Below are 22,548 nucleotides of genomic sequence, written 5' to 3' on the forward strand. Positions count from 1 at the left end.
ATGAAACACATCTTCAAATCCAAAGAGACGCGCCAAACGCACATTCCATTGCTGCGCCGCTTCATGGTGGGCAATGAAGGCAGTATGACGGTCGAAGCAATCATCATGTTCCCGCTTCTGTGCTGGGCCTATGTGGCGACCTTCGCTTTTTTTGATGCCTTCCAAGCGCGGAGCACAAATCTCAAAGCGACTTTTACCGTGGCCGATATGCTCAGCCGCCAGCTCGACGTTGTGGATGCGCCCTATATTGAAGGCTTGTTGGACATGTTCGAATTTTTGTCCAACTCGGCAGATGACGACACTTGGATACGCGTCACTTCGGTCGTTTGTACCGAAGAATGCGACAAAGACGCGCGCGTTTTGGTCAAGGACTGGTCCTTTGCAACCGGAAACAACTACACTCTCACGGATGTAGATGTCGCAACTTATGGGGACCGCGTTCCCGTTATGCCCGTGCATGATCGTGTGTTGATGATTGAAACCTTTATGAATTATCAACCCGTATTTAACGTTGGCATTCCCCTCTTGGAAATGTCCGAACTTGCCGTCACACGCTCACGCTTCGCACCAAAGCTGTGCTGGGAAACCTGTGTTGAATAGCTTTTAAGGCTCCATATTTTCGTCTGGACCGTGCATCCGTTGATGCACCATCATCGCGAGAATTTCGGCCATGCTTTTTGTTTGCGATGCTTGAATAACCCCGCCAACCCCTACACGACGTCCCAAACGCCACCAAATGCCGGGGGACCAAGCGCGCGCCTGCTTCTTGTGCATAAGAACGGTAAAGCCATTTGACGGTTTAAAAGCAAACACGCCACGGTCGATTGACTTCACATTATCCACATCAACGATTTTAATACCGTCCGACGTAACCAGTCCTTCGGCCGTCAAGAATATCGATTGAAGCGTCGCTTTGCGCATCCGTTCCCCAAGATACATAATGAGCAGACCGAACAGGATCAAAAACACCTGCCAAAGGAGCTCTGCTGGGGGCTTCACGAATGAAATATAGAGCAGCAACCCACCCAACATATAAATAACTGCGAGCCCCATCAAACGTCGTGGCGCCGAGGGCTTTGCTTCTGCAAAAGGAACGTCAGGCGCGTTCTGTGGCTCGTTTTCCGCCGCTACGACTTCTGGTTCATGCGTCTCTTGTGTCATTGTGACCTCCCTAAATGCAGGCGTCGGTGTACCTTGCTTGTCGGCGAAATGATAGCGCGGATACTGGGTAGGGTTTTGAAGCGCGCATTAATGCACAGACGCTGTGCTGAATGTGCTATTTTGCAAAGGCATTGGAGCGACTATCTTCGTATCACACAGTTTGAAAGGACAAGAAAATGTCAATTCGCCCTATTTTGGATACATCCCTCGCCAAGCCAACCATTGAAGGCGCTGGCGTTAAATTGCACCGCGCCTTTGGGTTTGAAAACCCCGATATGTTGGACCCGTTCCTGTTGTTCGATGATTTCCGCAACGAAAGGCCCGAGGATTTTGCCGCCGGCTTCCCGTGGCATCCCCATCGTGGCATCGAAACCATAACCTATGTGTTGTCAGGCTCCGTCGAACACGGTGATAGCCTTGGAAATGTGGGCACTTTGGGCGCAGGCGATGTGCAGTGGATGACCGCTGGCTCTGGGATTATGCACCAAGAAATGCCTAGCGGGAATGCTGCGGGCCAAATGCATGGCTTCCAGCTTTGGGCCAACTTACCGGGTGATCTCAAGATGACCACGCCGCGATACCAAGATGTCACAGGAAACGATATACCTGAAATCATCGACGACGACGGCACGCGCGTAAAAGTTATCACGGGAAATTTTTGGGGGAAAAGCGGCCCTGTTGATGGCGTCGCCGCCGATCCGCAGTACCTCGATATTTACGTGCCCGCTGGTGTGAAAAAGAGTTTCAAGATCGACACCTACCGTCGGGCCTTCGCCTATATTTTCGACGGGTCGGGCCGTTTCGCCGATGCTTCAAGACCGACGGGTGTTCTCCTCGAGAAAGAAGTGCGCGGCGAAGAGGTCAATATTCGCGATATGTCGGGCAACCGGACTTTGGTTCGATTTGGCTCAGGTGACGAGGTCACCGTTCAAGCAGGCGAAAAAGGCATCCGGTTTTTGCTTATCTCGGGTGCGCCGATCCAAGAACCCGTTGCTTGGCACGGACCGATTGTGATGAACACACGAGCAGAGCTTCAACAGGCTTTCGCAGACTTGCGCAACGGAACCTTCATCAAACCTGCGCATTAAATCAAAACTTTACGCGCCGACGGCCTTCAGCGCCATCTGCGCGTAAACATCTTCGACCTCAGCGCGCGACATGCGCCCGCCCTCGCGATACCACGTGTTCACCCCCGTGAGCATGGCGATCAAAGCCATCGTCGCAAGCTTGCTGTCGGGTACATCAAAAATACCCTCGGCCTGCCCCGCCTTTACGATATTCTCCAACAGGCTTTCGTATTGGCGTCGCAGCTCCTCAATCTTGGTGAAATTCGCAGGTTCTAGGTTTCTCAACTCCATATAGGCGACAAAAACCGCGTCAGGCCGCTCCATGTGAAATCCGATATGAAACCGCGCAAATTGTTCTAGCCGCGCGCGGGCGGATCCCGCGATTTCAACGGTGTCAAATGCGGCCAATAACTCGTCCATGTGGCTTTGCATCAGATCAAAAAGCAGCGTTTGTTTGTCGGGCGTATACAAATACAACGCCCCCGCTTGCACGCCAACTTCACTGGCGATTTTGCGCATAGAAACGGCTGCGAATCCTTGTTGCGCAAACAGCGAAAGAGCCACCTCGCGAATGCGAGGGCCTGTGATATTGGAGTGTGAACCAGTTTTGCGTGCCATATCTTCTTTTAAATGAACAAACGTTCATGATCCAGAGAGAACCCCCATCGGCATCGCCTTCTTGTTCTTTTGCGACCAACGACTATAACCAAAGCTCACTATTCTTAGCTTTTGAGTCCGCCTTGTCGCTTCGTTTACCTTACCTATTCGCAACATTTTTCGCGTTGATGAGTTGCTCCTCTGCGCCCGACATCGGCGCGCAAGTCAGCGAAATTGATCGCGCGGCGAAGTTTCCATCGCTTTTGCCCTTATCCTCCTTGATTGCAGCCTATCCAACCGTGGCGGCCCCCTCCACACAACTCGTAGGAACCGCCGCCTTAAAAGCGCGCGCCGCCGCCTTGCGCGGGCCCGTCCTTGACCCGATCTCGCGTCAAAAACTCCTAGCAGCCATTGAAAGACACCGCCCCCTTTAGCATATTTCGTCTAAAGCACCTGCAAAACAAAGCGAATAGCGAGGAAAGTTGCGTTGCAACCGGCGCTAATTCCCGCTAACAGACGCCTAAGAAATCAGACATCGAAAACACCCTGCCCCTAGCACCAAGGACTTTCCTATGACCACGCCACTTCGACTCGGAATTGCTGGACTGGGGACTGTAGGAGTTGGCGTTGTCAAAATCCTACGCCAGAAGGCGAATTTGCTGGCGGATCGCGCCGGTCGCCCCATCGTTATCACCGCCGTTTCCGCGCGCTCCCGCGACAAGGATCGTGGCGTTGTGCTGTCAGATTATGCTTGGGAAGATGATCCCGTAGCCTTGGCAAAACGAGATGATGTCGACGTATTCGTTGAGTTGATGGGCGGTAGTGAAGGCGCGGCAAAGGACGCAATGGAGGCTGCACTTGCCGCAGGCAAAGATGTTGTGACCGCCAACAAAGCCTTGCTTGCTATCCACGGGCATGCCCTTGCACTTGCCGCTGAAAAAGCAGACTGCGTCATTCGATTTGAAGCGGCCGTTGCGGGGGGAATTCCCGTCGTTAAGGCCCTCACTGAGGGCTTGGCTGGCAACGAAATTTCCCGTGTGATGGGCGTCATGAACGGCAGCTGCAACTATATCCTTACACGGATGCAGAGCGCCGGCCTCACTTATGAGCAAGTCTTCGAGGAAGCCAGTCAACTTGGTTATCTTGAGGCCGATCCAAACCTTGATGTGGGAGGCGTTGATGCAGGGCACAAGCTTGCGATCCTGTCCGCCATTGCTTTTGGCACCAAGATCGACTTTGCAGGCGTGGAGCTTGAAGGCATCCAGCGCATCACAATTGAAGATATTCATCACGCCGCCGACATGGGATATCGCATCAAACTTTTGGGTGTCGCTCAGCGCACAGGACGCGGCCTAGAGCAGCGCATGTCCCCCTGTTTGGTGCCCGCAGACTCGCCGCTTGGGCAGCTTGAAGGCGGTACCAATATGGTCGTTTTGGAAGGCGATGACGTCGGCCAAATCGTTTTACGCGGCGCAGGTGCTGGCGAAGGTCCAACCGCAAGCGCGGTACTTTCGGATATTATGGACATCGCTCGTGGGACACGTCTTGCGACATTCGGCAAACCCGCCGAGGCGCTGGAAACCGCGCGCAGCGCGGTCTCGGGTACATCCGCCCCCTATTATCTCCGTCTAGAGCTTCTGGACAAACCCGGAGCTTTGGCAAAAATTGCCTCGGCCTTGGGAGAAGCAGGCGTTTCCATCAATCGGATGCGCCAGTATGAGCACAAGGCCCAAACAGCACCCGTATTGATTGTTACCCATAAAACGACCCCCGACGCGTTGGAAAACGCGTTCGTCGGATTTCAAAACTCGTCCGTTTTGGCCTCGGCTCCGGTCGCCATTCGTATCGAAACAGTTTAAAGTTACTGGGCCGGCCCGCCCCTGACTTTGACCGTCCCTTTAGTGAGAGCAAGGAAAACACCATGGCAAATGCCACTGATTTTAATGACCGAATGTTATCGTTGGGCCTTGCCCGCGTCTCCGAAGCTGCCGCGATTGCGAGCGCGAACCTGATTGGACGCGGAGACGAGAAGGCCGCCGACCAAGCCGCCGTAAACGCCATGCGCGACCAATTGAACATGCTAGATATCAACGGCGTGGTTGTGATCGGCGAAGGCGAACGCGACGAAGCTCCTATGCTTTATATCGGCGAAAAAGTTGGCACGGGCACTGGCCCCGCCGTCGATATTGCACTTGATCCGCTTGAGGGAACAACCCTTACAGCAAAAGACATGCCAAACGCGCTAACCGTGATCGCAATGGGCCCACGCGGCTCCATGCTGCACGCACCAGACGTTTACATGGACAAATTGGCTATCGGCCCTGGATTCGCCATAGATACAGTAACCCTCAGCATGTCGCCGTCAGAGCGCGTTGCAGCTCTTGCAAAGGCCAAAGGGTGCAACGCCAAAGATATCACGGTTTGCGTTTTGGAACGCCCGCGCCACGAAGCCATGATCGCGGAGTTGCGCGAAACAGGCGCGGCAATCCGTTTAATCACCGATGGCGACGTCGCTGGTGTGATCCACTGTGCCGAAGCCGCGATCACGGGTATCGACATGTATATGGGTTCTGGCGGCGCACCAGAAGGTGTTCTGGCTGCGGCGGCTCTGAAATGTATGGGCGGCCAGATTTACGGACGCCTCATGTTCCGCAATGACGATGAGCGTGGCCGTGCCACTAAGATCGGCATCACCGATTTTGATCGCATTTACACCCGCGATGATCTGGTGACACAGGACGTGATTTTTGCCGCGACGGGCGTAACCGATGGCTCCGTTGTTTCGGGGATCAAACGCGAAATTGGCTTTCTCACAACGGAAACAATCTTGATGCGCTCAAAAACCGGTTCCGTGCGGCGCATGTTGTACCGTAACCCAACAAAATAAGAGATAACGTCGCGCGCCTTTACCAGCGCGCGACACTGACTTGCCCCTAATTGTTGGGGTGCATGTCGTAAATATGGCTGATAAGATACCCAAAACAAACGGGGGCCATATGCAAGATTTTCTCAACGTTTCCAAATCTCTAAATGGACGCCGCTGGTGTGGCCCCACAGGCGATGAAGATCGCGCGGCGTTGGCATTGGAACAACAGACCCAACTCCCCCCTGCCCTGTGCCGCATTCTGGCAAAACGGGGCGTCGCAGCGGCTGACGTTGATAGCTTCCTCGCCCCAGCCCTGCGAGACCTCCTTCCTGATCCGCGCAGCTTGCTGGACATGGAAAAGGGTGCGACCCGCTTTCTCAAAGCGGTAAATACCAAAGAACGTATCGCCATTTTCGCAGATTACGACGTGGACGGCGCCACATCTGCGACGCTTTTGATCGACTGGTTGCGCCAAATGGGGTGCCAAGCGACCCTCTATATTCCCGACCGCATTGACGAAGGCTATGGCCCAAACGACGAAGCTATGGCCGCACTCGCCGCTGAGCATGACCTCATCATTTGCGTCGATTGTGGCACCGTTTCCCACGGGCCGGTGGCCGCCGCTAAGGGGGCCGAAGTTGTCATCCTTGACCACCACCTCGGTGCGGAAACCCTGCCCGACGCCCACGCGGTTGTGAATCCAAACCGCCAAGATGAAAGCGGCGACCTCGCGCATCTTTGCGCCGCCGCCGTTGTGTTTCTGATGTTGGTAGAGGCCAACCGACAACTCCGTGAAGCGCAGGCAAAAGGCCCAGACCTCATGGCGATGCTCGACCTCGTGGCCTTGGGCACAGTGGCCGATGTAGCCCCGCTGATTGGGGTGAACCGTGCGTTGGTGCGCCAAGGCCTCAAAGTGATGGCCAACCGCGCCCGTCTTGGCCTTGTGGCCCTCGCAGACGTCGCGCGCATGGACACGGCCCCCAATAGTTACAGCCTTGGATTTCTCCTCGGCCCCCGCATTAACGCGGGCGGACGGATCGGCAAAGCCGACCTTGGCGCGCGCCTCCTCGCCACAACGGATCCCAACGAAGCGCAAGCGCTTGCGGAACGTCTGGACCAACTCAACTCAGAGCGTCGTGAGATTGAAGAAGGCGTGCGTGCCGCCGCAATGGAACAGGCCGAAAACCGTGGCTTGGACGCGCCCTTGGTCTGGGCCGCGGGCCACGGCTGGCATCCCGGAGTCGTTGGAATTGTCGCGAGCCGGCTCAAAGAAAAAACCAACCGCCCTGCTATCGTAATCGGCCTTGATAATGGCGAAGGAAAAGGATCTGGGCGATCGATTTCTGGCGTCGATTTAGGAGCCGCCATTCAAAAGCTTGCATCGGAAGGTCTACTCATTAAAGGCGGCGGTCACAAAATGGCGGCCGGATTGTCGATAGAAGAAGATAAACTCGAACCAGCGATGGCACGCCTGAGCGAACTTTTGGCCAAACAAGGTGCGGGGAATGCCGGCCCTGCCGATTTGCGACTGGATGGAATGCTGATGCCCGGCGCGGTAACGGTTGAACTCATTGAACAGATTGAGACTGCAGGCCCTTTTGGCGCCTCCGCCCCCGCCCCCCGCTTCGCATTTTCAGACCAACAGATTTTCTTCACAAAACGAGTCGGCGAAAGTCACCTCAAGATCACATTCGGCGACGGAATCGGGCCCCGAATAGAAGCCATTTGTTTTGGAGCGTTCGACTCAGATCTCGGTCCTGCCTTGGAGAATCACGGCGGGGCACGTTTTCACCTCGCTGGACGGCTCGAAATCAACACTTGGGCCGGCAGACAGAAACCGCAGATGCGCCTCGAAGATGCAAGCCGCGCCTCAGAAGCCTAGTGTTTAAAGGCCTCAAAAGCTTGTTCATTTCACTTTTTTAAGTTTCGAAGTTTTTTTCGCAATTTTAGCAAATTTACCCTTGCACCAACCACGCACAAACCCTAAAACCCGTCTCACACAAGGTATGGTCCATTCGTCTATCGGTTAGGACGCTAGGTTTTCAACCTGGAAAGAGGGGTTCAACTCCCCTATGGACTACCACCTTTGTGTATTTCATCGCATCAGTGGTTTTATTTTTGGATTTCAAGTAATTGAAATCTGTGGATAAACTATTTGCGGTACAAAACACCCCTCCCGTGAGAATAGATATAATTCTAAGCAATGTGTTCTGTGAGGCTCACCAGAATTAACGCGCCCTTCAGTCTTTAAATGGCAAACCATAGGCTCGGAATGGAGTTTCTATGGATAGAGTTGCTATTTTTCTAATGTGCGTATTGGGGCTACTTGCTGCACCTGCAGCGGTTGTCCTCTCTGCCCCGGTGACCGAAGGGCAAGTCATGCTGGTTGTTGCACCACCGTGGCAGAACGCACAAGACATTATTCTACGCGCAAAGGCCGACTCTGTTGGTCCAGAAACCGCTCCATTTGCAGCCTTCGCAGCCAGCGATACGCCTGGCCTAGAAGCGCGCCTAAAACACGCTGGTGCGTGGGCGGTCCTAGACGGCCAAATAATTTCTCAACTTTGCGGGGCATAAATGACAAATGAAATGAACTCTTTCGCTGAAAGCCAAAACGTCGCTGCAAAATGGATGGCGTACGCTGGTTTCCTTTTCACGGCGGCGAATGTGGCAATAGCTTTTGTTGTTGGATCCAATTGGATGATCGCACTTGGTGCGTCGCTTGCATTTGCGCTCCTTGCACTGCTTTCGCTGCGCGGTTCTCCTGCGCTGGGACGCATTGGCGTGTCGCTCGGCCTTATCGGCCACGCGATGATCCTGACGGGCATATTTATCGGCCACCCTTGGCAAATTGACAGCCACATGGTCTTTTTTGCTGTCCTAGCAGCCCTCATTGCTCTTTCTGATATCCGCGTCATTCTCATTGCGACCGCTGCAATTATTGTACACCATCTGTCGCTAAGTGTTTTGACGCCAACGCTAATTTATCCCTCCACGGACGCTGTCGCAAATATTGGACGATCTCTCTTCCACGGCCTTGTTGTCGCCATCGAAACCTTCGCCCTCATTATTGCGGTCCGAACACGTCTGGCGCAAAACAAGGACGCAATGGAACGCAATACAGAACTCAGTGCAGAAAAGGCGAAGGCAGAACAAGCGCTTGTCCATGCAAATGAAAGTGCGGCGGCCGCAGAGGCAGCGCACGCCGAGGCACAAGAAGCCCTTGCTAAAGCGGAAGAAGCCATTCGCAATTCGGCTGAACAATCCGAAAAGGCGCGTCAGATAGAAGCAGAAACGCGTGCGATGGAAGCAGAGCAAAGGCAGGCTCAACTTGAACAAGAGCGCATGCAATCCGAAGTTGTTGAAGCATTGCGTGGCGGGCTGCAGCGCCTGTCATCTGGCGATCTAACTGCGTCAATTGATATCGTATTCCAGCCTGAATACGAGCAGTTACGTCAGGATTTCAATGAGGCTGTCAGGACTTTGGGCGAGGCAATGGTGAACGTTTTAGCGAACGCGTCTCAAATCCAGGGTTCAACAAATGATATTGGCCGTGCCGCGGAAGACCTTGCGCAAAGAACTGAGCGACAGGCCGCAACCCTTGCAGAAACAGCCGCAGGTCTAGATGGATTAACTCAATCTGTTCGGATTGCCGCAGAAGGCGCTAAGCATGCCAATACCCTTGTTTCCAGCACGGTGGAAAACGCTACTCAACGAGGATTTGTCGTAAAAGACGCTGTGGCAGCCATGGGAGAAATCGAAGAGTCTGCAAAACAGATTTCCAAAGTGATCAAAGTAATCGACGATATTGCCTTCCAAACGAACTTGCTGGCCCTTAACGCAGGAGTCGAGGCGGCACGCGCGGGCGACGCTGGGAGGGGGTTTGCGGTGGTTGCAACAGAGGTCCGCGATCTCGCTCAGCGCAGTGCGGCTTCGGCACGCGAAATTAACGAACTGATTTCCGCTAGCTCGCGTCAAATTGAACGGGGCGTTTCTCTTGTTGGAGAAACCGGAAACGTTTTAGAAGCTATCGTAACTTCGGTTTCAGAAATATCAGGACAGGTTTCAGCGATCGCTTCATCAGCCCAAGCCCAATCTGACGGACTGGTTGAAATCAACTTGGCGGTTAGTCAACTTGACCAAGTGACTCAGCAGAATGCAGCAATGTTTGAAGAAACTACCGCTGCAACCGTAGATATGCAGAGCCAAGTGAATGAGCTTTCTAGAACAACATCCGCTTTCATCACAAGGGACGGTTTAGGAAACACAAACCGGCCAACATCTTCTGCCAGAGTGTCAACGGGAACATAAACTTGCCACTGAATAATCCTACGGCTTTAGCCAGAGCCTCTCGAGTTTAAGCCGTCTAGCACAGGTTTGGCAACCGACTGCTGCGCGGCGATAAAGAAGTCAGGCGCTCAGCAAAGGCTTTGGGGTTCAGTTTCCACGTGCCCAATGTAGCCAGCTTGCATTGTAGTCACGCGCAGTCAGTGTTTACAATACTCGTAGGAGCGAGTCGCGGTGCATAGTCTCGTGGACAAGGCACCGAATTGAAACTTTCTTCAAATCTACCTGTTTTGCTCGATAAGACAACGCGTTGATGCCAAGTTTGCGAATAATGTGTGGCAAGCGCGTCCTCTATTTTTAGACGCGTAGAGCGCAATATCGGCATCATTAAGCATGCCTTCAGCATTAGGCATTTCGTAGTTGCTCGAGATCGTCGAGCCCAAGCTGCATGAAATTTCGCACATTTGGTCTTTGTATGGAATGGGTTCCTCCAATCGAGAAATAAGGCGATTGGCAATATCTTCCAACCGTTCCTCTCTCGCGAGCCCCTTAAACAGAATGACAAATTCATCGCCACCAACCCGGGCAACAACATCGTCATCACGTGTCTCTTCGTTCAAAACCTCAGCCACACGCAAGAGAACCCGGTCACCGGCAGCATGGCCCATATTGTCATTTACAGCTTTAAAAAAATCCAGATCCATGTTCATCAGCGTAAACGGCTTGCCACTTTTTAAATACCGCGCAAGATAGTGGTCCATGGCGCGCCTATTCTTTAAGCCAGTAAGCGTATCCGTAGCAGCCAATTCTTCGGCTTCATTTTTCTCCCCCTGTAAACGTTCGTTCAATGCAGAGATCTCGGACATTGCGAGTCCCTTTGCCTCTACGAGATAGAGCATTTCGACGGCCAAATCGGTTGCCGCGAAATCCGCGCTGGTCAATTCAAAGGCTTGAACCGCATCCACAACAGAGATACCGAACGATAGATTGACGAGGAGATTTTCACTTCCTTCGACCGGGACGGCCAACCCCACCAATTGGATTTTTCGGTGACCGCGCCCCCTCAGATAAAGCTTCTGACCAAGCAGACATCTAAACTTTTCCATTGTCCGGATTGCGCGCGGTCGTGCCAACTCAAACACTTCTAAAAACCGTTTTCCCTCAAGCGTTTCTTCGGAAAAAAGCTTAGCGAGCGTGTCACCTACGTGTAAAATATGCCCCGTATGTGAAATCAACGCGTGCATCGGCATAAGGTGAGAGCATTGTTCAAAATCAAGTTTCATTGTTTTATCTTTCACCTAACTAACCCTATCTGCCAAAGTGAACGCGCGCCCTTCTGCAAACGCGCTTTCAAGCACATCGATCGATATGGTTTCGACACCGTGCTGGCCACCTTGATGCTCCAAAAGGACAAGGGAGCCATAATCATCGGCCATTGCGCGCAAAAGCCCAACCATAACGTGGCCAAAATTCGGCCCAAATGCCTGCATATTCGAACTGCAATTCAAACTATACTTTCCTGGAGCATGCTCTCTTAATTCAAGATGAGGTAACTCTAAATCCGATACCGCCAATCGCGCGCGATCATGCAAATCATCGAGGGAGTGTAGAAACTCTTGAAATGTCGTCCCGCCAAATCGCAATAGCCTTCTCAGCGCCTCGACATTCTTGTGTGAAACCAAATAAGTTCCCAAATCTTCCAGAATTTCCTCGCGATTCCGTCGCAATTCCGATGATAAACTATCCAGCAGAACAAAAGTGCTTTCGTCCGTGTAGGAAAGCATGGTTTCAAAATTGTCGGATTCAAATTCCGATCGCGCAATAACATTGCTCCAGACCTGAGGTCCATAAATGTCGCGTGTAAAACACTGAATAGAACGGTTGATCAATCCGTGCATATGCCACCCCCCTTGATTGGTTGTCCAACCGTAAGGGGCGCTTCTTAAGAAACAGCCAAGACTATCCCTAACCGATAAAATTTTCAGAAGATTTCAGAACCCCTGTCGTCGCGAAATCAACTCGCGATCGACACACGCTCCTCCTGTTTGGTTTGAGCTTCAAGCCACGCAGGTAAATGCCCGATATGTGGCATTACGACGTCTGCAAAAGGCGCAAGATCCCTTTCCGTAGCGACGCCAGTCAGTACCGCAGCAGTCTTCATTCCGGCCGCACGGCCCGCGCTTAAGTCGTGCCGACTGTCGCCAACCATGACCACGCTGGACGGGTCCAACCCTGTTTTTTGACAGAACCCAAGGCACATGCCCGGCGCAGGTTTTGCCCCATAACCGCTATCAAATCCAACGACATACTCAAAATGCTCTTCGATTTTTGCCGCCCGCAAATGGGCCAAAGCCGGTACTTCGGCATCATTCGTCGCAACCCCGAGTACGAGCCCACGCGCCAATAACCCTCGCAATAAAGGGCCCAATGGCGCGGCTTCGATCATTTCAGCCGTTGCCGTCGAATGATTTATCGATTGGAGGAGGCCTTCTCGGCTCGCCCCTGGCAGATGCGGAAGTAGGTCGCTGATGATATCGTCTGGCGTGCCCGCAATAACGCGTGACTCTGCCTTAAAACGGCATTTGTCGATATCAAATCCTAGAGCATCCGCCAAAACGCGCTGCTTTGCCGCGTTTCCTGCGGCCAATTCCTCCAGAAATCGGAGGGTCCATCGTCCCCAGGACGTATGGAAATCGAACAGAGTCCCGTCCTTATCGAATAGGATACCTTTAATGTCGGCCATATCTCCTCCCAAAGAGCGTCTAAAACTTAAGACCTACCGCCTCGTAGTGTCGCGGCATTCTGGTCCTATGACAACCGCCTCATTGCATTTCTTCGAAATACCATCGCTTGACACAGTTTAACATAATTGACATCGTCAACTATGTTGTCAGAAAAACCTTACCTTCTTCACGCATCTATTGGGTATCAACTAAGCAAAACGGCGCGCCTTCAGGAGCGTGGTTTTGAGACTGAGTTGAAATCCCTCGGCCTGACGCGGATTTCGTGGTGCATTCTGCTTGCAGTCCATACCGAATCCCTGCGCAACCCTTCGGCTATTGCTGATTTTGTTGGGATTGATCGCACGGCCACCTCGCGCGCCCTTACCAAAATGGCGCGCGATGGTCTTGTTGAGCGCCATGAAGAGCAGTCAGATGGTCGCCGCGCCTCGGTTCAGGCCACCAAACTTGGACGTACACGCCTAGAAAAGGCGACACAATCTGCGCGCAAAAACGCCGCGCACTTTGAAGCTAAACTGTCTGGGATGGAGCAGGAAGCTCTGCGCAGTCTGTTACTTAAACTTCAGTCTGGCGAGGGTTCCCCCCTCCCGAATCTATAAGGCTTCCCAATGAGCAAACCTTTTTCTTATGCCAACCGCCCGTTCCATCTTGGGGGGTTCCCTATGGAAAAACTGGCACGAGACGCGCGGACAATCGATGCAAGCCGTCTTGCGCCGCAAACGGGTTTGTCTTTTGTCGATGCTCCGAAACACTCAATCATTTCCGCGATGCAAGACTATCAAGCGATGCTGGACGCCACCCGCGAAGGGATGGTCAAAAAAGAGATTGCCGAAATTCCAAGTGCCCCGTCCGAGCGCTCCAGCCACCTAAAATCCTTCGGATACTTTTGTGATTCAGAGATGGTGTCCGCCTGTGCAATTCCTAAGGGTGCTTGGTTGAACACGCCGATCAAAAATCCAGATGTTGCCCGCCTGACTGCCAAAATTGAAACGATGCAACCCAAGAGTATGGCCGCAGGTGTCGATGTTATCATGGCCGGTCTGCGCGAGTCATTGCGCGTCCCTCCCGCAGAATGCACCCACCACACCCACGCGCTTGTGTTCCTCTATGCCCTGCCACGCGCACCACATAAAGGCGAGCAAGGCACTGATTGGATTCAAGGCGCTGAAGCGCAACGCAGCTGCTTACGTGCGGCGGAAACCGCTGTCACCCTTGCGAGCTACATTCGCAGTTTGGGCCATGACGCCCGCGCACATACCGAAGCCGCAACGGACGTCCATTTGCGCCACCTCGCGCTTTGTGCGGGGCTTATTGACAAGGACGGCAACAATCCCTTCCTCGGCAAAGATTTCGCGCTTGCTGTTGTTACCACAACTTTAGAGCTGGCCGGCGACCTGCCCCTTGCAGCCTCCGCAAAGGCCCCCGCGAGTTACACCACGGGATTGGGTCGCCATGCCCAATCGGCCTCTCGCCGCGATCCCTACAGAAAACGTGATTTTGCCATGGGTCCGCACCCCTTCGAAACCCTCAAACGGGTGGATAATCCAACAACCTATATCGACACGCCAAATGTTGCCCGCGTTCCAAAACGCGCCAATCTTTTTGTCCGCGCCCTGTTTGGCGACATGGGAAAAAAGGTCCAAGAGGCCGCAAAAAACGGCAATTACGTGCGCAAATCTGCGTCTGCCTTCGCGTTTCGACCGTCCCTTGGCGCGTTTTTGCTGCTTCAAGATGGCGAAGCAGCGCCGGAACGCGATCAGTCAACCCTTGATCCCGTCCAAAACGCCGCCAATATTAAAGCCGCGCTGTACTTCCTTGGCGTCGACGCTGTGGGCCTTTCCGCTTGCCCTGACTTTGCCTATTACAGCCATGATGTGACGGGTACGCCGATCACGCCTTACCATAAAAACGCGATCTCTATGATCGTCGATCAGGGCCACGAGACTATGGAGGGCGCGACGGGTGATGATTGGATCGCCTGCGCCCAAAGCATGCGGGCTTACCTACGGTTTTCATTGCTTGGCGGCGTGCTCGCTGGGCATCTAAGGCGGCTTGGGTATACCGCGCGCGTGCATTCCGTCATGGACGACGAGGTCCTGCACCCGCCGCTCCTCCTTCTATCTGGCCTCGGCGAAGTTTCCCGCATCGGCGAAGTCATCCTAAATCCCTTCCTAGGTCCGCGCCTAAAATCCGGCATCGTCACGACGGATATGCCGATGGCCCACGACAAACCGATCGATTTCGGGCTGCAAAAATTCTGTGAGGCCTGCAATAAATGCGCCCGCGAATGTCCGTCTGGCGCCATCACGGCAGGCCCGAAGGCCATGTTCAACGGCTATGAAATATGGAAAAGCGACAGCCAAAAATGCACTACATATCGTGTTACCAACGAGAATGGCGCGATGTGCGGGCGTTGTATGAAAACCTGCCCCTGGAACCTCGAAGGCCTCTTCGGCGAGGCTCCGTTTCGCTGGGCAGCGATGAATTTCCCGGCAACCGCAAAAGCCCTCGCAAAGCTGGATGATTTGGTTGGAAACGGCGAAGTCGTCGCGGGCAAGAAATGGTGGTGGGACCTTGAGATGCGCGACGACGCGGCCTATCGCGCTCCACTGAACCCCGTGAGTATCCGCCCGTTACAAAAGAACCTCGATCTTAAATTCGCGGACCAAACCTTGGCCGTCTATCCGGCTCCTCTGGCGCCGCCGCCCTATGCTTGGCCGTTCCCGATGGATCGCGAAGCGGGCATCTCGGCCTATGAAAACATGATTTCCGCTGAGGAGCATAAAAAACGCCGCGCGGCGGGCCTGCCAACAGAACATATTTACAGCGCCGATCACGGTGACACGCCTGTTATGCAATTGGTGGTCTCCAAGGTCGAGAAAATGGGTGATCTGGTCACCAAATACGAGTTCTCAGATCCCGATGGACATCCCCTTCCTGCAGCCACGGCTGGTGGGCATATCGATGTCGTTGTCGCGCCGGAATTCTTTCGGCAATATTCCCTTTCAGGCGATCCCGCAGACCGTTCAAAATATCAAATCGCAGTGCTGCGTGAGGACAACGGGCGAGGTGGCTCAAAACTGATGCACCGCATTTTCACGCAAGGACGCCGTGTCTTTGTTTCCAAACCCATCAACCATTTCCCCCTGACAGAAGACGCGCCAATGAGCTATCTTATGGGCGGCGGAATTGGGGTCACTCCGATGATCGCCATGGCCCACCGCCTACACGCGATTGGTCAAAAATTCGCGCTTCATTACAGCTGCTCATCGCGCACCAATGCTGGCTTTATTGCAGACCTCGCGGGCTATCCTTGGACAAAAAACGTCCATTTTCACTTCTCCGACGAAGGAACCCGTGCGGATTTGAGCAAGGTTCTGGCATTCATGGAGGGGGCCCATGTCTACACATGCGGCCCCGAGGCATATATGGCCAGCGTTATAGACGCGGCAGAAGTTAACGGATTCCCCGAAGACACGCGCCATCTTGAGTATTTTGCCGTCCCTGAAACGCCCGATTACGTTAACACTCCCTTCACACTTCGGCTCAAAGACGGTCGTGAACTCCCTGTATCGGCGGAAAGCAGCGCATCGGATATTTTGCTCGCTGCGGGCATTCACGTGGACATAAAATGCTCCGACGGCCTCTGTGGCGTGTGTAAATGCGGCGTCATTTCGGGCGAAGTCGAGCACAGAGATTTTGTGCTCTCAAAGGCCGAGAAATCGAGCAGTATCATCCTTTGCCAATCTCGAGCCGCAATCGAAAACGGCGTTATCGAAATTGATCTTTGATCCATGCCTGCCTAGAAACGGATAGGAAACCACTTCCTATCCGCATATAAACAAACGATTAAGTCCAACTCCTATCCCGACCACCAGGAAGCGCTTGGCGCGCTTGCATCAGGGTTTCATTTGGCATTGAAAGCGCCCCGCAGGCGCGCATGACCCATGCATCATCCATCATGAGAAAGTCTAAAACCGAGCCCAAAAATATGGGATCTTGGGCGCTTGTTTTGATGCTTTCAATGTTCGCCCCTGAGGACCCAAGAAACACATCCCAAAGGTCATCTTCACTCGCGAGCCAGCCAAGTGTTTGGATTGCAACTGTATGCGCTGATTTCTCGTCCATCTTTTATCTCTTTCGGAAAGGAATTTTTAACCAATCTAAACAAAGAATAGGACATTCAACAGTAATTTGAGTTAAATCTGTGAGGAAACATGGCCGGACGGATCCTTATAGCGGACAACGTTGCGACAAATAGAATTGTCCTGAAGGTAAAACTATCTTCGGCATTTTATGACGTGATCCAAGCGGCCAGCGGCCAACAAGCACTTGAAGCGGCGCGTTCTGAGCATCCGGACCTGATCATCCTCGACGCGCAAATGCCCGAAATGGACGGAATCTCAGTATGTGAAGCGCTGCGAGCGGACCCGATCACGGAACATATTCCGGTCATTATGATCACCTCATCGTCAGATACGACCTCCAAATTACGCGCCCTCAAAGCAGGGGCAGACGACATTCTCTTTAAGCCTCTCGACGAACTCACCCTCTTGGCGCGAGTCCGCAGTTTACTCCGTGCTTGTGGTACGGCGGATGAATTGCGCTTGCGTGCGTCAACTTGCAGAGAGTTGGGTTTTGCAGAAGCACAGGCGGGTTTTGAAATGCCCGGAAACGTTGCTCTAATTGCGGCGCACAAAGAAACCGCCCTTCGATGGCGCTCCCTGCTAGAGTCCAAAGTCAGTGACCGGATCACTATTCTCTCGCGGAACGAAGCTTTACAGTCGCTCTATAATGGTCCAATGCCGGACATGTTTATCATCGCAGGCGACCTTGATCATCCTGACGAAGGACTGCGACTTTTGTCCGAACTCAAGAGTCGAACGGAAACGCGCTATACCCCTGTTTTAATGGTGTTAAAACAACCTTCCCACTCGCAAGCAGTTGTAGCGCTTGATCTGGGAGCGAGCGACCTGATCAGTGATGATTTCGACCCCGAAGAACTTGCCTTGAGGGTCAAAACCCAAATCAAACGCAAACGACAGTCGGACCGCCTGCGCGAAACCGTTCAGGATGGCTTGCGGATGGCGGTGATCGATCCCCTTACGGGCCTTTATAACCGCCGCTATGCCCTTCCCCATTTGGGACATATCGTTGAGCGCGCCTACCAAACGAAACGAAGCTTCGCAGTCATGATCCTAGATTTGGACCGCTTTAAAAGCGTAAACGATAGCTTTGGCCATGCCGCGGGCGACGAGGTCCTCATCGAAGTTGCAAAACGCATACGTGAAAATTTACGAGGTGTTGATCTTTTGGCTCGTATTGGAGGCGAGGAGTTCCTGATCGCAATGCCCGACACGTCCTTAAGTGTGGCGCGGATTGCCGCCGAACGCTTGCGACATGCCGTGGAACAGACTGAAATCACAATCGGGGCCGTCCCAAAATCATTGAGCGTAACTTTAAGCATTGGCGTCGCAATGGGGGATGGAAAAAGTCACAACTTGACTGAACTCCTTGCCCGAGCTGATCGTGCCTTGTTTACGGCAAAGTCCGACGGGCGCAATCAGGTGACGGTTAATTTAAGCGCAGCTTGATTACTTCTGCTCGGGGGAGGTTTTTTTAGGTCTGGAGCGATGTTTCTTTACTTCCCGTTCCAACCTTTCGACATAGGTAGAACGTTCTTGCGGGGTCATCGTTTCAAGGGCATCTAAGTACGCATTTGTACCCTCCATGCGCCGCGTTTTGCTCTGCATTTCCATCGCATTCAAAGCATCTACAACCTTTGCGCGCTCGAACGGTTCCTGCTGCAAAGACGCTAAAAATGCGGCAAACGCCCTCCGGCTTTCCCGCCAGTCATTTTTACGCCGCACCTCCATGTTTTCTTTGAGGTTTTCCCTGATTTTTTGGCGTTGAACGTCCTCTAATGCTTGCGTAAAGGCACCGACCGAAAAGGAGGAGGGCAAAGGCTGGCGATGCTTGTCTGCCGTGAGAATAAACCCAATTGCGCCACCAATAATTAGAAAATTAAGCGCCAGTGAGCCGATAAGAATTCCACGCGTCAAGCGGGAGGTTTGGGAGGGGGGCGGATTTTTGATCATGATCTATCCTTCCGTCAAAACGCTGTCAAAGCTAGGGAGGTAGTCCGAATAATCAAAACTGTTGCCCAAGACTGAATCGGTCAAAGTATCAAGGCCTTGCGGAGGGCTAACCCCGATCCAAACACCCGCGATGGTCGCCGTTGCCAGTCCTGCAAACGTTGGCCAACCGCCAAGAACCACATTGAGTGTTCGCCAAAAACCAACAGATGTCTTTGGTGCCTTGTTTGCTGAACCAAGCTGATTTTGCACAAGAGTCGCATCCGCCAAAACGTTCGCCAAAAATTCTGCGGACGGCTCTGACGTATCCTTTTTCTCGGCCTCAAAAAAGCTATCAAGGTCGAACGGATCGGTTCTATGATCACTCATCTGTATATCCCAACTCGTTGCGTTTTCCCGCCAACATGGCCGTAAGCGAACGTTTGCCCCGTGCCGTCAAACTTTCGACGGCCTCGGTGGTAATTTCAAGTATTTCCGCAATCTCTGGGTTTGAAAGCCCATCAATGTGCCGTAAAATAACGGCTTCACGTTGCCGCTCAGGCAGGGCAGCAAGCGCTTGTCTCAGCGCGGCGGCCCGACCCTCATTTAGCATAACCTCAACCGCAGATGGAGAGTCATCCAGTGGTTCAGCGATTTCATCTAGCCCCACACCGCGTTTTTTACGCAATCGGTCCGTACATAAATTTCGAACGACGCGATACAGCCACGTTGAGACTTGCGCCTCGCCCTGCCGCCAATCTGGAGCAATTTTCCACAGGCGCAGCATGGCTTCTTGTGTCACATCTTCGGCTTCCGCCCGATCCCCAAGCATACGTGCGGCAAATCCCAACGCACGGGGCGTCAATCGCAACGTCAAAGCCTGCGCCGCTCCCCGATCACCGTTGGCGAACAGCACCAAAAGGGCGTCATCGGCAACATCTGAAAGAGCATCTAGCGGCATGGACATTCTCAGGGCGTAACTCGTTTCAAATCATCTGGCAACTGATTGGTCGTCCGAAGGACCGTAACCCTTCGGACAGTCTTAACGCGCCCTAATTTGAGCTTTTGTCTTTTTTACCATGGCCACCTTTTTTGCCATGGCCGCCTTTGCGGGCATCCATCTCTTCTTTGCTCACGGCACCATCTCCGTCCGTGTCGAGACGTTCAAACATTTTATCCGCATCTTTTGGCGCCATTTCGATCGCACTCAATGCGCCATCAGCATCCGTATCCATTCTTTCCATCATCTTCTCGAGACGCTTTTCAGCACGTTCCATCCGGCCTTCTTCAGAATGGCTGCTTAGCTCTTCTACGGAAAGTTTTCCGTCACCATTTGTGTCCACAGCGGCGAAACGTGCTGCTTGATGGGCCTGCATTTCTTCGGCCGTGATTTTACCATCGGAGTTCAAATCAACTTCTTCGAAGTTAAAGCGCGGGCCATTATGGCGTCCCTTGCCGCCTTTTTCATCCGCGAAGGCCCCCGTGCTCAACGCGGCTGCGCCGATAGAAACTGCTGTCAAACCTGCGATCAATGTAGTGCGTTTCATCTTTATTTATCCTTTGTAGTTCAAACCTCACAAGCAGTGCTTTCTGCCTATGTTCTGAGTAATAAACGCGCCACCCAAAGCTTTCCGTCGCAATTAGGCGAAAAATTTGCGACATCCCGACGCAATTCCAATTTACCCCTGTGAAAAAAGGGCTTTCGCCGTTACCTAAGTTTACGCGACGAATAGGATCAAGTGATGAGCATGCCCCAAACCCAAACTGAACGCCCCCTTAAACAAGCCTTAAAACGTGGATGGCGCCGCCGCTGCCCTAACTGCGGGTCCGGCCCTATGCTTGTGAGCTACCTTAAAGTGCGCCCACATTGTTCGGTTTGCAGTGAGGAATTGCATCATCAACGCGCAGACGACGGCCCAGCCTATCTCACGATCCTCGTGGTCGGGCACCTTATGGCCCCAACACTCTTGATGGTTTTTGTGCGCTATCAGCCCGATCCCCTTCTCTTAGCGACGGCTTTTACGGTTGGCTGTGTCGGGCTTTCGCTCTATCTTCTGCCTAGATTCAAGGGCGCATTTGTGGCGCTACAATGGGCAAAGCGGATGCACGGATTTGGAATAGTCCCACCGGTGCGTAAGTCCGCCTCCTAGGAGGTAATTTGGATAAATCAGCCCTTCGCAACGCGGCAACAACGATTTTACACCGCGACATCAACGGCGTTCCGCATGTTCTTATGGGGCAGCGCGGCGCAAAAGCGGCGTTCATGCCCAATAAATACGTGTTCCCCGGGGGCGCGGTTGACCAAGGCGATCACGACATTCCTTTGTGCGCCACGGTTGGTGGGAAATGCTTGGAGCGCTTGCAAGAAGGCAGTCCTCGCAACCTATCCCACGCTCTTTTAGTCGCTGGAATCCGGGAACTTTGGGAAGAAACCGGACTGATCCTTGGTCGTGAAGGCCAATGGGCTAGCGATATTCCTCCTGATTGGACAGATTTTGCTGCGCGCGGTTTTCTCCCCTCCGCGGAAGGTCTGTCCTTTGTTTTTCGCGCCATTACGCCCCCCGGACGCCCCCGCAGATTTGACGCACGCTTTTTCCTCGTCGACGCACATCATGTTCATGGCGATCCAAGCGATTTTTCGGCAGCTTCGGACGAGCTTTCCCATCTGCATTGGATTGCAATTCCCAACGCTAAGGAGCTTGATCTTCCCTTTATTACCGAAGTTGTCCTCGCCGAAGTTTCCCAAGTTCTACGCGACGGATTACCGCCAAAATCGGTGCCCTTTTTCAAGAATAACGACGAAGAAAACCTGTTCCTGCGACTCAACTCCTAGGCAAAAACCACAAGAAGCAAGATAGATCCTGTCAGGAAGAGCATTGCGATGCGTTCCCGCTCGGTCGTCTTTTCGTGAAAAAACAGCGTGCTTGCAAGGAAGCTAAACAGTAACTCGACCTGCCCCAAAGCCTTCACATAGGCCGCGTTTTGCAGCGTAAAAGCTGTGAACCACCCCAGTGATCCGATCATAGATGTGACTCCAACAAGGCCCGCAACCCGCCAGCTGGCAACCACACGTGTCATTTCTCCACGTTCCCGCATCAAAAGCCAAATCCCCATCGCAACCGTTTGGCTGGTCGTCACAATCGCCAAAGTAAAGCACGCCCGCGCAAAAAACGGCACGTCCAGCCCAAGCGACAATGACGCGCCCCTATACCCCGTTGCCGAAATCGCAAAGAGGACGCCAGACAACAATCCAAGCCCCGCTGCCCGATTGAAAAGCCTTGCTTTCCAGCCAGTTGCGCCCATTCCCCGATTGTCGGCAAGAAGTACGACTCCTACAAAGCCAACCAAAATTGCCCCCAAGCCCCAAGCTGAAATTTTTTCGCCAAGGACGACAAAACTCAACAGTGCCGTTTGCAGGACTTCGGTTTTCTTGAAGGTAATACCGACGGCAAAACTACGGTGGGAAAACAATGCAACCACACACATTGTTGCCAAGATTTGCGCGAGTCCACCAGACAGAGCCATGACCCAAAATCGCGCATTCACTTGCGGAATGGGTGTCCCACTAAAATGCAGGTAGGCCGCAAGCAAAAGCGCCACCAATGGCGCGGAATAAAGAAACCGCGCGAAGGTCGCCCCTCCGGTGGAAAGCTGGGTTGACTTGAGGTGCTTTTGCAACATGAACCGCAAGTTCTGTGCAAATGCAGCAGCAATCGTGATGGGAATCCAAAGTTCCACGGGCAATTCCTTTAGGA

Annotated in this window: 24 protein-coding genes and 1 tRNA gene; 14 read left to right on the forward strand and 11 right to left on the reverse strand. The window is 53.1% G+C overall.

Annotation, left to right across the window (positions count from 1 at the left end):
* Complete coding sequence (locus AB9F29_RS12580) at positions 1-600, forward strand: TadE/TadG family type IV pilus assembly protein (protein WP_369755918.1); 600 nt, start codon at positions 1-3, stop codon at positions 598-600.
* Positions 601-603: 3 nt separating this feature from the next.
* On the opposite strand, the gene AB9F29_RS12585 is transcribed toward AB9F29_RS12580, so the two are convergent.
* Entirely contained in the window at positions 604-1,161 is a 558-nt protein-coding gene (locus AB9F29_RS12585) for a hypothetical protein (RefSeq protein WP_369755919.1), read from the reverse strand.
* Between the two features lie 176 nt (positions 1,162-1,337).
* On the opposite strand from AB9F29_RS12585, the gene AB9F29_RS12590 reads away from it, so the two are divergent.
* A complete protein-coding gene (locus AB9F29_RS12590; RefSeq protein WP_369755920.1) occupies positions 1,338-2,249 on the forward strand; it encodes a pirin family protein in 912 nt (303 codons plus the stop codon).
* A 9-nt stretch (positions 2,250-2,258) separates the two neighbouring features.
* On the opposite strand, the gene AB9F29_RS12595 is transcribed toward AB9F29_RS12590, so the two are convergent.
* On the reverse strand, positions 2,259-2,846 hold the full coding sequence (locus tag AB9F29_RS12595; RefSeq protein ID WP_369755921.1) for a TetR/AcrR family transcriptional regulator: 588 nt from the start codon (positions 2,844-2,846) through the stop codon (positions 2,259-2,261).
* Positions 2,847-2,968: 122 nt separating this feature from the next.
* On the opposite strand from AB9F29_RS12595, the gene AB9F29_RS12600 reads away from it, so the two are divergent.
* From AB9F29_RS12600 to AB9F29_RS12630, 7 genes are all read left to right on the forward strand, one after another.
* Positions 2,969-3,259: a hypothetical protein gene (locus AB9F29_RS12600; RefSeq protein ID WP_335584722.1), complete on the forward strand. Its 291-nt coding sequence runs from the start codon at positions 2,969-2,971 to the stop codon at positions 3,257-3,259.
* Between the two features lie 138 nt (positions 3,260-3,397).
* On the forward strand, positions 3,398-4,684 hold the full coding sequence (locus AB9F29_RS12605) for a homoserine dehydrogenase (RefSeq protein ID WP_335584721.1): 1,287 nt from the start codon (positions 3,398-3,400) through the stop codon (positions 4,682-4,684).
* Positions 4,685-4,746: 62 nt separating this feature from the next.
* The gene (glpX, locus tag AB9F29_RS12610; protein ID WP_335584720.1) at positions 4,747-5,712 is read left to right on the forward strand and encodes a class II fructose-bisphosphatase; all 966 of its coding nucleotides are present in this window, start codon (positions 4,747-4,749) and stop codon (positions 5,710-5,712) included.
* 109 nt (positions 5,713-5,821) lie between these two features.
* On the forward strand, positions 5,822-7,573 hold the full coding sequence (gene recJ, locus AB9F29_RS12615; protein WP_369755922.1) for a single-stranded-DNA-specific exonuclease RecJ: 1,752 nt from the start codon (positions 5,822-5,824) through the stop codon (positions 7,571-7,573).
* Between the two features lie 126 nt (positions 7,574-7,699).
* Positions 7,700-7,774: transfer RNA gene (locus AB9F29_RS12620), tRNA-Glu, on the forward strand.
* Between the two features lie 200 nt (positions 7,775-7,974).
* Complete coding sequence (locus AB9F29_RS12625; RefSeq protein WP_335584718.1) at positions 7,975-8,268, forward strand: hypothetical protein; 294 nt, start codon at positions 7,975-7,977, stop codon at positions 8,266-8,268.
* Positions 8,269-10,002 carry a methyl-accepting chemotaxis protein gene (locus AB9F29_RS12630; protein ID WP_369755923.1) on the forward strand — a complete coding sequence of 578 codons (1,734 nt, stop codon included), beginning with the start codon at positions 8,269-8,271 and terminating at the stop codon, positions 10,000-10,002.
* A gap of 257 nt (positions 10,003-10,259) precedes the next feature.
* Here AB9F29_RS12630 and AB9F29_RS12635 read toward each other — a convergent pair whose 3' ends face one another.
* The 3 genes from AB9F29_RS12635 to AB9F29_RS12645 form a co-directional block, all read right to left on the reverse strand.
* Positions 10,260-11,261: a diguanylate cyclase domain-containing protein gene (locus AB9F29_RS12635; RefSeq protein WP_335584717.1), complete on the reverse strand. Its 1,002-nt coding sequence runs from the start codon at positions 11,259-11,261 to the stop codon at positions 10,260-10,262.
* Between the two features lie 15 nt (positions 11,262-11,276).
* Positions 11,277-11,876, reverse strand: a complete 600-nt coding sequence (locus AB9F29_RS12640) for a heme NO-binding domain-containing protein (RefSeq protein ID WP_369755924.1) — start codon at positions 11,874-11,876, stop codon at positions 11,277-11,279.
* Positions 11,877-11,992: 116 nt separating this feature from the next.
* Entirely contained in the window at positions 11,993-12,721 is a 729-nt protein-coding gene (locus AB9F29_RS12645) for an HAD family hydrolase (protein ID WP_369755925.1), read from the reverse strand.
* Between the two features lie 141 nt (positions 12,722-12,862).
* Between AB9F29_RS12645 and AB9F29_RS12650 the strand changes: the two genes are divergently transcribed.
* Entirely contained in the window at positions 12,863-13,318 is a 456-nt protein-coding gene (locus AB9F29_RS12650; RefSeq protein WP_369755926.1) for a MarR family winged helix-turn-helix transcriptional regulator, read from the forward strand.
* A gap of 9 nt (positions 13,319-13,327) precedes the next feature.
* On the forward strand, positions 13,328-16,510 hold the full coding sequence (locus tag AB9F29_RS12655; protein ID WP_369755927.1) for a reductive dehalogenase: 3,183 nt from the start codon (positions 13,328-13,330) through the stop codon (positions 16,508-16,510).
* A 58-nt stretch (positions 16,511-16,568) separates the two neighbouring features.
* Here the strand turns inward: AB9F29_RS12655 and AB9F29_RS12660 are convergent, their stop codons facing one another.
* Positions 16,569-16,847 carry a DUF3572 domain-containing protein gene (locus AB9F29_RS12660; protein ID WP_082802246.1) on the reverse strand — a complete coding sequence of 93 codons (279 nt, stop codon included), beginning with the start codon at positions 16,845-16,847 and terminating at the stop codon, positions 16,569-16,571.
* An 89-nt stretch (positions 16,848-16,936) separates the two neighbouring features.
* Here AB9F29_RS12660 and AB9F29_RS12665 point away from each other — a divergent pair, with 89 nt between their 5' ends.
* Positions 16,937-18,313, forward strand: coding sequence for a diguanylate cyclase (locus tag AB9F29_RS12665; protein ID WP_369755928.1), 1,377 nt, complete (start codon positions 16,937-16,939; stop codon positions 18,311-18,313).
* Here the strand turns inward: AB9F29_RS12665 and AB9F29_RS12670 are convergent, their stop codons facing one another.
* From AB9F29_RS12670 to AB9F29_RS12685, 4 genes are all read right to left on the reverse strand, one after another.
* On the reverse strand, positions 18,314-18,817 hold the full coding sequence (locus AB9F29_RS12670; RefSeq protein WP_335584712.1) for a periplasmic heavy metal sensor: 504 nt from the start codon (positions 18,815-18,817) through the stop codon (positions 18,314-18,316).
* Positions 18,818-18,820: 3 nt separating this feature from the next.
* Positions 18,821-19,183: a hypothetical protein gene (locus AB9F29_RS12675; protein WP_369755929.1), complete on the reverse strand. Its 363-nt coding sequence runs from the start codon at positions 19,181-19,183 to the stop codon at positions 18,821-18,823.
* Positions 19,176-19,760: an RNA polymerase sigma factor gene (locus AB9F29_RS12680; protein ID WP_369755930.1), complete on the reverse strand. Its 585-nt coding sequence runs from the start codon at positions 19,758-19,760 to the stop codon at positions 19,176-19,178. The genes AB9F29_RS12675 and AB9F29_RS12680 overlap by 8 nt, the downstream gene beginning before the upstream one ends.
* Before the next feature lie 85 nt (positions 19,761-19,845).
* On the reverse strand, positions 19,846-20,340 hold the full coding sequence (locus AB9F29_RS12685) for an EF-hand domain-containing protein (RefSeq protein ID WP_039004644.1): 495 nt from the start codon (positions 20,338-20,340) through the stop codon (positions 19,846-19,848).
* Between the two features lie 195 nt (positions 20,341-20,535).
* Here AB9F29_RS12685 and AB9F29_RS12690 point away from each other — a divergent pair, with 195 nt between their 5' ends.
* Both AB9F29_RS12690 and AB9F29_RS12695 read left to right on the forward strand, forming a co-directional pair.
* A complete protein-coding gene (locus AB9F29_RS12690) occupies positions 20,536-20,943 on the forward strand; it encodes a DUF983 domain-containing protein (protein ID WP_369755931.1) in 408 nt (135 codons plus the stop codon).
* 8 nt (positions 20,944-20,951) lie between these two features.
* Positions 20,952-21,626: a DNA mismatch repair protein MutT gene (locus AB9F29_RS12695; RefSeq protein ID WP_369755932.1), complete on the forward strand. Its 675-nt coding sequence runs from the start codon at positions 20,952-20,954 to the stop codon at positions 21,624-21,626.
* Here AB9F29_RS12695 and AB9F29_RS12700 read toward each other — a convergent pair.
* Complete coding sequence (locus AB9F29_RS12700) at positions 21,623-22,531, reverse strand: EamA/RhaT family transporter (protein WP_369755933.1); 909 nt, start codon at positions 22,529-22,531, stop codon at positions 21,623-21,625. The two genes, AB9F29_RS12695 and AB9F29_RS12700, sit on opposite strands and share 4 nt — an antisense overlap.
* Positions 22,532-22,548 lie beyond the last annotated feature (17 nt).

Origin of the sequence: Falsihalocynthiibacter sp. S25ZX9, from assembly GCF_041205405.1 — a bacterium.
Lineage (GTDB): Bacteria > Pseudomonadota > Alphaproteobacteria > Rhodobacterales > Rhodobacteraceae > Falsihalocynthiibacter > Falsihalocynthiibacter arcticus.

Excerpts from the sequence above, each read along its gene's own strand:
- AB9F29_RS12580 (WP_369755918.1), top strand. The coding sequence starts at position 1 with ATGAAACACATCTTCAAATCCAAAGAGACGCGCCAAACGCACATTCCA.
- AB9F29_RS12585 (WP_369755919.1), bottom strand. The coding sequence starts at position 1,161 with ATGACACAAGAGACGCATGAACCAGAAGTCGTAGCGGCGGAAAACGAG.
- AB9F29_RS12590 (WP_369755920.1), top strand. The coding sequence starts at position 1,338 with ATGTCAATTCGCCCTATTTTGGATACATCCCTCGCCAAGCCAACCATT.
- AB9F29_RS12595 (WP_369755921.1), bottom strand. The coding sequence starts at position 2,846 with ATGGCACGCAAAACTGGTTCACACTCCAATATCACAGGCCCTCGCATT.
- AB9F29_RS12605 (WP_335584721.1), top strand. The coding sequence starts at position 3,398 with ATGACCACGCCACTTCGACTCGGAATTGCTGGACTGGGGACTGTAGGA.
- glpX (WP_335584720.1), top strand. The coding sequence starts at position 4,747 with ATGGCAAATGCCACTGATTTTAATGACCGAATGTTATCGTTGGGCCTT.
- recJ (WP_369755922.1), top strand. The coding sequence starts at position 5,822 with ATGCAAGATTTTCTCAACGTTTCCAAATCTCTAAATGGACGCCGCTGG.
- AB9F29_RS12625 (WP_335584718.1), top strand. The coding sequence starts at position 7,975 with ATGGATAGAGTTGCTATTTTTCTAATGTGCGTATTGGGGCTACTTGCT.
- AB9F29_RS12630 (WP_369755923.1), top strand. The coding sequence starts at position 8,269 with ATGACAAATGAAATGAACTCTTTCGCTGAAAGCCAAAACGTCGCTGCA.
- AB9F29_RS12635 (WP_335584717.1), bottom strand. The coding sequence starts at position 11,261 with ATGAAACTTGATTTTGAACAATGCTCTCACCTTATGCCGATGCACGCG.
- AB9F29_RS12640 (WP_369755924.1), bottom strand. The coding sequence starts at position 11,876 with ATGCACGGATTGATCAACCGTTCTATTCAGTGTTTTACACGCGACATT.
- AB9F29_RS12645 (WP_369755925.1), bottom strand. The coding sequence starts at position 12,721 with ATGGCCGACATTAAAGGTATCCTATTCGATAAGGACGGGACTCTGTTC.
- AB9F29_RS12650 (WP_369755926.1), top strand. The coding sequence starts at position 12,863 with ATGTTGTCAGAAAAACCTTACCTTCTTCACGCATCTATTGGGTATCAA.
- AB9F29_RS12655 (WP_369755927.1), top strand. The coding sequence starts at position 13,328 with ATGAGCAAACCTTTTTCTTATGCCAACCGCCCGTTCCATCTTGGGGGG.
- AB9F29_RS12660 (WP_082802246.1), bottom strand. The coding sequence starts at position 16,847 with ATGGACGAGAAATCAGCGCATACAGTTGCAATCCAAACACTTGGCTGG.
- AB9F29_RS12665 (WP_369755928.1), top strand. The coding sequence starts at position 16,937 with ATGGCCGGACGGATCCTTATAGCGGACAACGTTGCGACAAATAGAATT.
- AB9F29_RS12670 (WP_335584712.1), bottom strand. The coding sequence starts at position 18,817 with ATGATCAAAAATCCGCCCCCCTCCCAAACCTCCCGCTTGACGCGTGGA.
- AB9F29_RS12675 (WP_369755929.1), bottom strand. The coding sequence starts at position 19,183 with ATGAGTGATCATAGAACCGATCCGTTCGACCTTGATAGCTTTTTTGAG.
- AB9F29_RS12680 (WP_369755930.1), bottom strand. The coding sequence starts at position 19,760 with ATGTCCATGCCGCTAGATGCTCTTTCAGATGTTGCCGATGACGCCCTT.
- AB9F29_RS12685 (WP_039004644.1), bottom strand. The coding sequence starts at position 20,340 with ATGAAACGCACTACATTGATCGCAGGTTTGACAGCAGTTTCTATCGGC.
- AB9F29_RS12690 (WP_369755931.1), top strand. The coding sequence starts at position 20,536 with ATGAGCATGCCCCAAACCCAAACTGAACGCCCCCTTAAACAAGCCTTA.